Source organism: Streptomyces sp. NPDC047853 (assembly GCF_043204535.1).
GTDB lineage: Bacteria > Actinomycetota > Actinomycetes > Streptomycetales > Streptomycetaceae > Streptomyces.
Map to the genome: position 1 here is coordinate 384,558 of NZ_JBIDCI010000002.1, position 11,747 is coordinate 396,304.

Here is an 11,747-nt window from a genome sequence, read left to right on the forward strand (position 1 = left end):
CCCGTGACGGAGGCAGCGGAGCTCCCCCCTGCGCCCGACAAGGCACACGACGTGTTCGGCGATCGCTACGCGGACGCGGTCCGCTACGCGGAGCTGCTCGCCGAAGCGGGGGTGAAGCGTGGCCTGATCGGGCCACGCGAGGTTCCCCGCCTGTGGGAGCGGCATCTGCTGAACTGCGCGGTGCTTTCCGAGGTCGTGCCCGAGGGCGTCACGGTGTGTGACGTCGGTTCGGGTGCGGGCCTGCCTGGCATTCCGCTGGCGCTCGTACGGGACGACCTGAAGATCACCCTTCTGGAGCCCCTGCTGCGGCGCACGAACTTCCTGACGGAGGTCGTGGAGCTGCTGGGCCTGGACCATGTCACCGTCGTGCGCGGCCGGGCCGAGGAGGTCATGGGCAAGTTGCAGCCGGTGCACGTGGTGACGGCCCGCGCTGTTGCTCCGCTCGACCGCCTCGCCACCTGGGGAATCCCGCTGCTGCGCCCGTACGGCGAGATGCTCGCCCTCAAGGGCGACACGGCCGAGGAGGAGCTGAAGGCCTCGGCTGCGGCGCTGACCAAGCTGGGTGCGGTGGAGACGTCCATCCTGCAGGTGGGAGAAGGCGTCGTGGACCCCATGTCCACCGTGGTGCGGGTCGAGGTCGGGGAGAGCCCCGGAGGCGTGCGGTTCGCCGCCAAGCGGGCCAAGGCGGCCCGGACGGGACGCGCACGGCGGCGGCGCGGCTGAGCGCCGGAGTCGCTCAGGCTGCGATCAAGAGCATAGAGGCGTTGGTACGCCTCGATGGCCGCCTCTACTCCACACAGCCTGCCCGACACTGCCATGCCGGAGTGTCGCGACTGTTCGGCCTCAGCCACTGTGCATCGTGTTTCACGTGAAACGTCGCTCACTGCTGCACGGCATCATCAGTCGCGGCCGCGCTGCGGCCGATCCCCGCGACCGAAAGCCTCTCGGGTCGCTCGGAGAGGGTACGGAGTTGTCCACAGAGGTGGATTTCTCCACAGAAGACCAGGCCTCACTGGTTCATGACCCCGAAGACATGGGAGGCTCTGTTCATTGCGAGCCTGAAGTCGAGGAGAGTGAATCCTTGCGGTCCGACGCCAATATCGCGGGACCGATGACCGATCCGGTCCCCGGTCCCCGTACCGAGTCGATGGGGGCGGATGTTTCACGTGAAACACCGCCTCCGATGGACGACACTCCGATCGGTCGCGCTGCCCAGCTGGCGGTGGAGGCTCTGGGGCGCGCCGGCGAGGGCCTGCCGCGCCCGGAGCAGACCAGGGTCATGGTGGTCGCCAACCAGAAGGGCGGTGTGGGCAAGACGACGACGACCGTCAACCTTGCCGCGTCGCTGGCCCTGCACGGCGCCAGAGTCCTGGTCGTCGACCTCGACCCGCAGGGAAACGCCTCCACTGCGCTGGGTATCGACCACCATGCGGACGTCCCCTCCATCTACGACGTCCTGGTCGAGAGCAGGCCCCTTTCGGAGGTGGTCCAACCGGTTCCCGACGTCGAAGGCCTCTTCTGTGCCCCCGCCACGATCGATCTCGCCGGTGCGGAGATCGAGCTGGTGTCCTTGGTGGCACGAGAGAGCCGTCTGCAGCGGGCGATCCAGGCGTACGAGCAGCCGCTGGACTACATCCTCATCGACTGCCCGCCCTCCCTGGGCCTGCTGACGGTCAACGCGCTCGTGGCGGGCCAGGAAGTCCTGATCCCGATCCAGTGCGAGTACTACGCACTGGAAGGGCTGGGGCAGCTGCTGCGCAACGTCGACCTCGTCCGGGGCCATCTCAATCCCACCCTGCATGTCTCGACGATCCTGCTCACCATGTACGACGGCCGGACGCGGCTCGCGTCCCAGGTGGCCGACGAGGTGCGCAGCCACTTCGGTGAAGAGGTGCTGAGGACGAGCATTCCCCGCTCCGTTCGTATCTCCGAGGCCCCGAGCTATGGACAGACGGTACTGACCTACGATCCAGGATCGAGTGGTGCCCTCTCCTATCTGGAGGCGGCACGCGAGATCGCGTTGAAGGGTGTGGGCGTCAGCTATGAAGCGACGCACGCCCACATCGGTGCACAGAACGACCCGAGCATGGTGGAGGGGATCCAGTGAGTGAGCGACGGAGGGGGTTGGGCCGTGGTCTGGGCGCACTGATCCCCAACGCTCCGACGGAGAAGTCGGTGGCATCGGCGGCCCTGGGGAATGCGGCTTCCGTATCCCCGTCGGTGCCCCTGCTGCCGAGCGACCGTGGGGTGGCTGCGGCAAAGGTGGCCACGCTGCCGCCGGTTTCACGTGAAACGGAGGAGCCGTCGGTATGGGGCGCAATGGAAGCCCCCGCCCCCCCTCCGGGGGCTCACTTCGCTGAGATCCCGCTGGACGCCATCACGCCGAACCCGCATCAACCCCGTGTGGTCTTCGACAGCGATGCACTGGCCGAGCTGGTCACTTCCATCAAGGAAGTCGGTCTTCTCCAGCCTGTCGTCGTTCGGCCGGTGGGTCCGGAGCGCTACGAGCTCATCATGGGTGAGCGCCGCTGGCGGGCCTGCCGTGAGGCAGGACTGGAGGCGATCCCGGCGATCGTGCGTGCCACGGAGGACGAGAAGCTCCTCCTGGATGCGCTCCTGGAGAACCTGCACCGGGCCCAGCTGAACCCGCTGGAAGAGGCCGCAGCCTACGATCAGCTGCTCAAGGACTTCAACTGCACCCATGATCAGCTGGCCGACCGCATCGGCCGCTCTCGCCCGCAGGTCTCCAACACACTGCGGTTGCTGAAGCTCTCGCCGAAGGTTCAGAACCGGGTGGCCGCCGGGGTACTGTCCGCCGGCCACGCGCGGGCGCTGCTCTCCGTCGAGGACTCGGAGGAGCAGGAGCGGCTGGCGCATCGCATCGTGGCCGAAGGGCTGTCGGTGCGGGCGGTCGAGGAGATCGTCACCCTGATGGGTTCCCGTCCGCAGAAGCCGCAACGGGCGAAGGGCCCGAGGGCCGGCTCCCTCGTGTCCCCGGCACTCTCCGACCTGGCGACACGGCTCTCGGACCGTTTCGAGACACGGGTGAAGGTCGACCTGGGGCAGAAGAAGGGCAAGATCACCGTCGAGTTCGCCTCCATGGAGGACCTGGAGCGGATTCTGGGGAGCCTCGCTCCTGGTGAGGGCCCCGTGCTGCAGAAGGGGCTGCTGGAGGGCGAAGCCGAGGATCTCGACTCCTGAGGCTCGGGTAGGGGAACCCTGCCCAGCACTGCCCAGCGGGGCTCCTGCCGACAGGGCGGACCGTGTCCGGTGCGTGTGTACCGGGAACACGGTCCGCCCTTTGCTTTGCGTCGGTGTCGGGGTCATCGCATCGTGGATACGATGCGATCGGGATGGCGCAATCACCTGGCGGTACCTCTGAGACGAAGGCAGGGGACATGCGAACGATGAGCCGCACCGGACTGGTGGGCGCGGGCTTGGGGCTGGCCGCAGTGGGTGGGTTCTTCGGCAGCCTGCTCAGGGAACGGAGCGCTCTGACAGCTGCCCGCGTTGCTGCGGGCGAAGGAAGCGAGGAACAGCCTTCATGGGGCGCCGGCTCGTACCGCTCACGCTGGACAACCTTCAGGATCTTCCCCAGCGCTGTCGCTCGTGTGTCTTCTGGGAACTGGACCCCGTCAGCGGCGAAGCCGCGGTAAAGACGGGCACGACGGCGCTGGAAAAGGAGTCCTGGATCTCCGCCGTCCTGCTGGACTGGGGATCATGCGGCCGAGTGGTCTACGTCGACGAGGTGCCGGTGGGCTACGTGCTCTACGCCCCTCCGGCGTACGTGCCGCGTTCGACGGCCTTTCCTACGAGTCCTGTCTCGCCCGACGCGGTGCAGCTGATCACGGCGTTCGTGATGCCGGGGTACCAGGGGCAGGGATTGGGTCGGGTCCTGGTGCAGACGGTGGCCAAGGATCTGCTGCGGCGGGGCTTCAAGGCGATCGAGGCGTTCGGAGACGCTCGCTGGAAGGAGCCCGCTTGCCTCCTGCCGGCCGATCATCTGCTGGCAGTGGGCTTCAAGACGGTTCGGCCCCATCCCGGCCATCCCCGGATGCGGCTGGATCTCCGGTCCACGCTGTCGTGGAAGGAAGACGTGGAGATGGCCTTGGACCGCCTCCTGGGGGCCGTACAGAAGGAACCGGTGCTGAGGCCGCTGTAACGGAGGAGCGGTGCCGAGAACGGGGCCGCACAGCGGAGGGGCCGACCCGTCTGGATCGGCCCCTCCGTGTTTCACGTGAAACGTCAGTCGGCGATGAAGTCCTCAAGATCGCGGACGATCGCGGCCTTCGGCTTCGCACCGACGATGGTCTTGGCGACCTCGCCACCCTGGTACACGTTCAGGGTCGGGATGGACATGACGCCGTACTTGGCGGCCGTACCCGGGTTCTCGTCGATGTTCAGCTTGACGATCTCGATCTTGTCGCCGTACTCGGCGGCGATCGCCTCGAGGGACGGCGCGATCTGGCGGCACGGACCGCACCAGGCGGCCCAGAAGTCCACCAGGACGGGCTTGTCGCTCTTGAGAACGTCCTGCTCGAAGGAATCGTCGGTCACTTGCTTCAGGGTGCCGGCCACGGCGGGCTCCTTAACTGGTTGGTGCGTGCGGGAAGAGAACGGAGGTCAGACGGCGGTCTTCTCGGGCTCGGCCTTGTCCTCGTCGCTGAGCGCGGCGAGGAAGCGCTCGGCGTCGAGGGCGGCGGAGCACCCGGTGCCGGCGGCGGTGATCGCTTGGCGGTAGGTGTGGTCGACCACGTCACCGGCGCCGAAGACACCGGTCAGGTTGGTACGGGTCGACGGGGCTTCGACCTTGAGGTAGCCCTCCGGGTCCAGTTCGAGCTGGCCCTTGAAGAGCTCGGTGCGCGGGTCATGGCCGATCGCGATGAACAGGCCGGTCACCGCCAGATCCGAGAGCTCGCCGGTCTTGACGTTGCGCAGCTTCAGGCTTGCCAGCTTCTGGTCGCCCTGGACCTCGGCCACCTCGCTGTCCCAGACAAACTTGATCTTGGGGTCGGCGAAGGCACGCTCCTGCATGGCCTTGGAGGCGCGCAGCGTGTCACGGCGGTGGACGATCGTCACCGACTTCGCGAAGCGGGAGAGGAACGTGGCTTCCTCCATCGCGGTGTCACCGCCACCGATGACGGCGATGTCCTGGTCCTTGAAGAAGAAGCCGTCACAGGTCGCGCACCAGGAGACGCCGCGACCGGACAGGGCGTCCTCGTTCGGCAGGCCCAGCTTGCGGTGCTGGGAGCCGGTGGTGACGATGACGGCCTTGGCCTGGTGCACCGTGCCCGCGGTGTCGGTGACGGTCTTGATCTCACCGGTCAGGTCGACGGCCACGACATCGTCGGGGATCAGCTCGGCGCCGAAGCGCTCCGCCTGCGCACGCATGTTGTCCATGAGCTCGGGGCCCATGATGCCGTCCTGGAAGCCCGGGAAGTTCTCCACCTCGGTGGTGTTCATCAGCGCACCGCCCGCAGTGACGGCGCCCTCGAACACCAGCGGCTTCAGCGACGCGCGTGCGGTGTAGAGCGCCGCCGTGTAGCCGGCGGGCCCGGAGCCGATGATGATCACGTTTCGGACGTCGCTCACGGCTTCATTCCTCGTCTCTGGACTGCGTCTTCAGGGCCGGGCGGAGCTTCTCTCGGAGCTCTCATCCCACCCAACGGATCCTACGGGGCGCGCATTCCCGCTGTGTCCGGGTACACGGAGCCGAGGGCCTTGGCATGGAGGAAGGAACCGCTGCCGGGGCTCGCCAGACGTTCAAGAACGCGCGTACGAATGGGTGAGAAGGACCTCGGCCTTGCTGACGGCAGGCTGATCCACACAGCTGGACTCAACGATGTAGGCGGTGACCCTGCTGTCGTTGGCGGCGTCGGGCAGCACCACGAGAAGGGCTTCCTTGCCCTTGTAGACGCCTTCCTTGGTGGCGAGTGCCGGGTCGTCGCGGCCGATGCCTTTCTGTACGCACTCGGGGACCGCCGGTTGCTTGAACACGCGGTTCTCGGTGCCGGTCTCGGATTCCATTCCGAAGCTGCGCGGCGTGCGCGGCCCACTCTGGGCGTCCGGCTCGTCCGCGATCAGGCCGGTGACCTCTGCCTTCAGCTTTCCCTCGGAGAAGGTGTCCGCGAGGGCGGTGCTGTCGGACGGGTTCTCCCCGGTCACCGAGGAGACGATCACGGAACCGAGCCCGATGGCGGCAGCGGCGGCCACCGCCCCGAGAAGGGCGATCCTGCGCCGTCCGCTGCTCCGGCGTTGCTTACGGCCGGGACCGGTGGCGGAGGGACGGGCGTGCCCGGCGGGTCGGCTTCCTGATGCCGATGTTTCACGTGAAACGCGCGCGCTGTCGTCGCCACGGTCGGCGTGCCCGGGCGACGGGGCGGAAGCCGCACTCTCCGGGAGGTCGGGCGCTGAGGCGCTCAGCAGTGCCTCGGCCGCGAGGGCGGCGTCGATACGGCCGGCCACGTCGTCGGGCATCCGTGACGGCCCTGGGAGCGTTCCGAGCAGCCCCTGGATCTCCTCCAGTGAGGCGTAGACGTCCGCGCAGAGATCGCAGGTCTCCAGGTGCCGTCGTAGATCCGTGGTCCGCGAGGGCGGGAGGAGGCCCTCGGCGAGGTCGGAGATCTCCGCGACGTCCGGGTGCCCGGCCATGTCTGTCGTCGACGACGTCACGCTCGTCCACCTCCGCCCTTCACTGCTGCCGCATCAGTCTGGTCCGTGTCCGGGGAGCCAGCACGGCCGGGTCCCGCTGCGGGTGGGACGGATGTCCCCTGCGTCCGGTTCCGTTCCGCGGTGGTCTTCCCGGTCTCGCCGCCGTCCGGACGCAGGTGGGTGAGCAGTGGCAGGAGCCTCGCCCGGCCACGGGCACACCGGCTCTTGATCGTGCCGGTCGGCACGTCGAGGATCCGGGCCGCCTCGGCGACGGGGTAGCCCTGCATGTCCACCAGGACGAGGGCCGCCCGTTGATCGGCCGGCAGAGTGCCCAGGGCTTCCAGGAGCTGGCGGTGCAGGTCGTTGCGCTCGGCGGGCGCCGCGGCCGACTCGTGCGGCTCCAGGAGCTGCTCCAGGCGCTCGGTGTCGTCGACGGGCGCAGTCTTCCGGGAAGCGGCCTTGCGGGCACGGTCCAGGCAGGCGTTCACCGTGATCCGGTGCAGCCAGGTGGTGACGGCGGCCTGCCCGCGGAAGGTGTGGGCGGCCCGGTAGGCGGAGACCAGGGCGTCCTGCACGGCATCGGCGGCCTCCTCGCGGTCTCCCAGAGTCCGCAGGGCCACCGCCCAGAGACGGTCACGGTGCCGGCGCACGAGCTCACCGAAGGCCTCGGGGTCACCTTCGACGTGGTGGGCCAGGAGATCCTGATCGCTGGTGTCGCCGTACACGGTGTCATCCGCCATCGGACCCCCTCCCTCGCGTCCGTGCTCAGCCCTTGAACGTCACATCAGTGATGGCCTGCTTGTACCCGGCGCCGCTGTAGCCGTCCGAGGGAGCATTGGGCACTGCGGTGATCCACAGCAGGACGTACTGGGACTTGAGCGGCTTCGATGCCTGGAGCGTGAGCGAGGTGCCCGTGGCCGTGGCGGTTCCGATCTCCTGCATTCCGTCGATCCCGGTCGAGGGTGACAGGGAGTCGGTGGCGTACAGGTGCACAGCCGTGTGATCACCCGCATAGCGGAGACTTATGGTCGCCGCCGAGACCTCCTGGGGGGAACCGAGGTCGTAGACGATGCCGACGCCGGGCTTGTACGGCGCGAGCGTCGGGCCTTCGTTGTAGCGCTTCGTGCGCCAGAAGGTGGAGCTGTCGCCGTCGTAGGTTTTGGCCACGTCACCCGGCGCCTGTGCCTGGCCCTCGGCGATGTACTCCTGGGCGCCTTGAACGCTGATCGGCTTGACCGGCTTGGTCTGGTCGTCGCTCTTGTCGTCCCCGTCCACCGTCTGCGTCTGGTTCTGGTCGTCGGCTTTGCCGCCCCGCTCCATGAGCGCGTCCGCGAGCTGCCAGCTGCCGAGACCGAGCGCGGCGATGAGTAGGGCGGAGACGCTCCACTTCAGTGCCCTGCCGGTACGGCTCTGCAGAGGGGGCGGAGGCGAGGGCACCGGCTGGGTCACACCGGGATGCGGTGCCTGACGGCCGTAGGCACCCTGCTGGTAGGCCGTGCGCTGATACGTGGGCGGAGCGGTGTACGTCGGCTCCGGCGGCCGGATGCGGGGCATCTCGCTGATCGCCTTCACCAGTTCCTCCGGCGTGGTGCACGGGGACTCGTGCCGGGAGGCGGTGGCACCGTCGTTGGCGAGCGCCCGCATGGCGAGCTCGGACAGGCCGCGGTGGACACCCGCGCGCACCTGGTCCGGCGGGATCAGGCCGATGTCCTTCGGCAGACCGGCCAGGCCGTGGGCGTCGCTCTCGTAGGGCCAGCGCTGGGTGAGCGTGGCGTACAGCAGGGCGCCGATGGCCTCGGTGTCGGTCCGCTGGGGGGCTTCGGAACTGATGCCGCGCAGGGCGGCGTTGACGGCGAGGCCGCGGATCCGCCATTGGCCCGTCGATGTCCGCAGCACCGCGGTCGGGCTCAGGCGCAGATGGGCGAGTCCCTCGCGGTGGGCGGCCGCCATGGCGGACGCGACCTGACTGACCATCTGGTAGGCGTCGTACACCTCCAGCGGTCCGGAGGCGAGGAGCGCGGTCAGTTCGGTGGCGTCGGGGAGCCATTCGTGCACGACGTAGACCAGGTCGTTGTCCTCGACGGCGTCGAGCACCTGGACGAAGCGGGGATCGCCGAGCAGGGCGGAGGATCGTGCCGCGGCCAGCACGGAGCGGGCGCGCACGTGGTCCGACGGAAGGATGTGGACGCCGACCGCGCGGCGGAGCTTCTCGTCGACGGCCCGCCAACTGCTGAAGCCGTCCAGACGGGTGACGCATTCCTCGAGGCGGTAGCGTCTGGCGAGCTTGTGCCCGCTGTGCAGTTCGAGAGGCGAGGGCTTGCCTGACTCCTCGCTCGTCGGACTCCCCTGTGCCTCGTCGCTGTCCGTGTCCCGCTCCCGGTTGTTGGCCACCCCGTCGGCCGTGGACTGGTCCGTCTCCGCGGTCAGCGGCTCGTCACCACTGTTGTCTGCCACGTCGACGGCAGCTGTGCTCCGTTCCGCCACCGTCGTTCCTGCCTCCCCATTCGATGCGCGCCGACCGACTCCGATGCGCGCAGTCCGACGCCGAACCCAATTGTGCCCACAGTCCGCCGCTATGCACGACACACGGCGGCGGACGATGGTTGTGCGCCTACCCCGGGCCTCAGCGTCCCAGGCGTCCGCGCACCATACCGACCAGCGAGTTGACTTCCTCGATGCGCATGCGGCGGGCGGCGACGAAGAAGACGCCGAACAGCAGCAACCCGCCGGCCAGCAGCGCGGCCAGTGAGCCCACGGCGCCCTGGCCGAGCGACCTGCTGATCGCGTAGCAGGCCGCGCCGCTGAGCAGGGCCGCCGGAACGGACGCGATGCACAGGCGGGCGTAGGTCCGCAGGACCCGAGCGCCGTCCAGGTCCCCGCCGAGCCGCTTGCGCAGCCTGCGCCAGGCGATGCCGACGCCGATCACGTAGGCGAGGCCGTAGGAGGCGGCCATACCGACGACGGCCCAGCGGGAGGGCAGCAGGAAGTAACACAGGGCCGAGGCCACGGCGTTGACCACCGCCACGATGACCGTGTTGTAGAAGGGCGTCCGGGTGTCCTCGTAGGCGTAGAAGGCGCGCAGGACGACGTACTGCACCGAGTAGGGGATGAGGCCGAGGCCGAAGGCCATCAGCATGTAGCCCATGTTGGTGGCCTCGCTGGTACCCGAGGAGCCGAACATGAGCGTGCACATCGGGATGCCGAGCGCGAGGAAACCGAAGGAGACGGGCACGATGGCGACGGCCGTGGTGCGCAGGCCCTGGGAGATGTCGTCCCGGACCGCACCGCCGTCGTCCTCCGAGGCCGAGCGGGAGATGCGGGGCAGCAGGGCGGCCATCAGGGAGACGGTGATGATGGCTTGCGGCAGGCCCCAGATCAGCTGCGCGTTGGCGTAGGCGGCGAAGCCGGTGCCGTCGACGGGCGAGGCCTTGCCCGCAGCGGTGGAGAGCTGAATGACGATCATGGCGCCCGCCTGGTTGGCGAGGACGAAGAGGACCGTCCACTTCGCCAGGGTGATGGCCTTGCCGAGACCGTGGCCCTTCCAGTCGAAGCGCGGCCGGACCCGGAACCCCGTCTCTCGCAGGTACGGGATCATGGCCAGGGCCTGTACGACGAGGCCCAGCAGCACCCCGATGCCGAGCAGCCGCTCCCCCTCCGGAGGGATGCTCGTGACCTTCATCCCCGAGCTTTCGGCGGTGCCGTAGACCCAGATGAACATCCCCAGGGTCACGATGATGACGATGTTGTTCAGGACCGGGGTCCACATCATCGCGCCGAACCTGCCGCGGGCGTTGAGGATCTGCCCCATCACCACGTGGAGCCCCATGAAGAAGATCGAGGGCAGGAAGTAGCGGACGAAGGTGATGCCCACCTCGTTCGCGGCCGGATCGCTGGCGACGGGGTTGGACAGGAGCCGGATCAGCAGCGGCGCGGCGAAGACCGTGATCACGGTGAGAGCACCGAGTGCCACCATGACGAGGGTCAGCAGGCGGTTGGCGAAGGCCTCGCCACCGTCGGCGTCGTCCTTCATGGCACGCACCAACTGCGGCACGAAGACCGAGTTGAGGCCGCCACCGACGGTGAGGATGTAGATCATGGTCGGCAGCTGGTAGGCGACCTGGAAGGTGTCACCCAGCAGGCCGACGCCCAGCGCGGAGACGATCAGCGCCGAGCGGATGAAACCGGTGAGTCGCGACACCATCGTGCCCGCGGCCATCACGGCGCTCGACTTCAGCAGGCCTCCCGCACGCCCGCCCTTCTTGGGCGCGGGCGCGGGGGTGGGCTCAGGTTCCTGAAGGGGGGCCTCGGCGGCTTCGGGCGTGGGAGCGACGGCGTACTGGCCCGGTGCCGGCGCCGCGTGCTGCCCGGGTGCCGGCGTGGGACCGCCGTAGTGGCCCTGTGCCGGAGCGGGATTGGCGTACGGGGCGGGGGCCGGGGCGTTTCCGTACGGGTCGGGTCCCTGAGGGCCGCCGTACTGGCCCTGCCCCGCTGTTCCGCCGTACTGCCCGGGTCCCGGTGTTCCGCCGTACTGCCCCGGTGCCGGAGCAGGCGCGGGTACGGACGCGTGGTCGTCGTAGGAGGGGTGGCCGCCTCCCTGCTGCTGGTCGCGGAAGAGGTGGGCGAAGGCATCCGGCTCGTGGCGCTGCTCACCGGCCTGGGTGACCAGGTCGTCGACGCCGACGAACTGGGTGGTCCGCGGATCGTCGCCGTAGGGCAGGTACTGCGTCGGGCCCTCCGGTTCCGGGGCCGGTGTCTGGGCCCAGACGCGCGGGTCGGGTGCGTAGGGCGACTGGGACGGCTGGGAGTACAGCGGCTGCTGCGGAGGGTACGCGCCCGGCGGGGGCGGCGGGTGCGCGGCGCGGTCGTAGAGCGCCTCGGAGACCGGGTCCTGGGCGGAGAGGTCCTGCGCCCGGTAGGGGTCCTGGTCGTAGGCGTCCTGGAGGTACATGTCCGCGGGCGGCTGCGGCGTCTGGCCGGGGTCGGGCGGCGGACCCTCGGAGTGACCCGAGCCGTCCACGGTCTGACCGCGGTCACCGTCGTACGGCGCGTTCATGGTTACCCCACCTCATCGTCCCGGGCCGACCGGCCACGACATC

Annotated in this window: 10 protein-coding genes; 4 read left to right on the forward strand and 6 right to left on the reverse strand. The window is 69.0% G+C overall.

Annotation, left to right across the window (positions count from 1 at the left end; translation table 11 throughout):
• Positions 1 to 3 precede the first annotated feature (3 nt).
• From rsmG to ACGF5T_RS05750, 4 genes are all read left to right on the forward strand, one after another.
• Entirely contained in the window at positions 4 to 723 is a 720-nt protein-coding gene (gene rsmG, locus ACGF5T_RS05735; protein WP_356602635.1) for a 16S rRNA (guanine(527)-N(7))-methyltransferase RsmG, read from the forward strand.
• Between the two features lie 310 nt (positions 724 to 1,033).
• Positions 1,034 to 2,107, forward strand: a complete 1,074-nt coding sequence (locus ACGF5T_RS05740) for a ParA family protein (RefSeq protein WP_162492156.1) — start codon at positions 1,034 to 1,036, stop codon at positions 2,105 to 2,107.
• Positions 2,104 to 3,201: a ParB/RepB/Spo0J family partition protein gene (locus tag ACGF5T_RS05745; RefSeq protein ID WP_366769122.1), complete on the forward strand. Its 1,098-nt coding sequence runs from the start codon at positions 2,104 to 2,106 to the stop codon at positions 3,199 to 3,201. The genes ACGF5T_RS05740 and ACGF5T_RS05745 overlap by 4 nt, the downstream gene beginning before the upstream one ends.
• 343 nt (positions 3,202 to 3,544) lie before the next feature.
• Complete coding sequence (locus ACGF5T_RS05750) at positions 3,545 to 4,162, forward strand: GNAT family N-acetyltransferase (RefSeq protein ID WP_361015970.1); 618 nt, start codon at positions 3,545 to 3,547, stop codon at positions 4,160 to 4,162.
• 83 nt (positions 4,163 to 4,245) lie between these two features.
• On the opposite strand, the gene trxA is transcribed toward ACGF5T_RS05750, so the two are convergent.
• The 6 genes from trxA to murJ form a co-directional block, all read right to left on the reverse strand.
• Entirely contained in the window at positions 4,246 to 4,578 is a 333-nt protein-coding gene (trxA, locus tag ACGF5T_RS05755) for a thioredoxin (RefSeq protein ID WP_063482508.1), read from the reverse strand.
• Positions 4,579 to 4,623: 45 nt separating this feature from the next.
• Entirely contained in the window at positions 4,624 to 5,592 is a 969-nt protein-coding gene (gene trxB / locus ACGF5T_RS05760) for a thioredoxin-disulfide reductase (protein ID WP_356602640.1), read from the reverse strand.
• A gap of 171 nt (positions 5,593 to 5,763) precedes the next feature.
• Positions 5,764 to 6,651 carry a hypothetical protein gene (locus tag ACGF5T_RS05765; RefSeq protein ID WP_361016083.1) on the reverse strand — a complete coding sequence of 296 codons (888 nt, stop codon included), beginning with the start codon at positions 6,649 to 6,651 and terminating at the stop codon, positions 5,764 to 5,766.
• A gap of 17 nt (positions 6,652 to 6,668) precedes the next feature.
• On the reverse strand, positions 6,669 to 7,391 hold the full coding sequence (sigM, locus tag ACGF5T_RS05770; RefSeq protein WP_366769123.1) for an RNA polymerase sigma factor SigM: 723 nt from the start codon (positions 7,389 to 7,391) through the stop codon (positions 6,669 to 6,671).
• Positions 7,392 to 7,416: 25 nt separating this feature from the next.
• Positions 7,417 to 9,135 carry a protein kinase family protein gene (locus tag ACGF5T_RS05775; RefSeq protein WP_356602644.1) on the reverse strand — a complete coding sequence of 573 codons (1,719 nt, stop codon included), beginning with the start codon at positions 9,133 to 9,135 and terminating at the stop codon, positions 7,417 to 7,419.
• A 139-nt stretch (positions 9,136 to 9,274) separates the two neighbouring features.
• Positions 9,275 to 11,704: a murein biosynthesis integral membrane protein MurJ gene (gene murJ, locus ACGF5T_RS05780; RefSeq protein WP_361015965.1), complete on the reverse strand. Its 2,430-nt coding sequence runs from the start codon at positions 11,702 to 11,704 to the stop codon at positions 9,275 to 9,277.
• Positions 11,705 to 11,747: the final 43 nt, after the last annotated feature.

Excerpts from the sequence above, each read along its gene's own strand:
- ACGF5T_RS05740 (WP_162492156.1), top strand. The coding sequence starts at position 1,034 with ATGGGAGGCTCTGTTCATTGCGAGCCTGAAGTCGAGGAGAGTGAATCC.
- ACGF5T_RS05750 (WP_361015970.1), top strand. The coding sequence starts at position 3,545 with ATGGGGCGCCGGCTCGTACCGCTCACGCTGGACAACCTTCAGGATCTT.
- ACGF5T_RS05765 (WP_361016083.1), bottom strand. The coding sequence starts at position 6,651 with ATGGCCGGGCACCCGGACGTCGCGGAGATCTCCGACCTCGCCGAGGGC.
- sigM (WP_366769123.1), bottom strand. The coding sequence starts at position 7,391 with ATGGCGGATGACACCGTGTACGGCGACACCAGCGATCAGGATCTCCTG.
- murJ (WP_361015965.1), bottom strand. The coding sequence starts at position 11,704 with ATGAACGCGCCGTACGACGGTGACCGCGGTCAGACCGTGGACGGCTCG.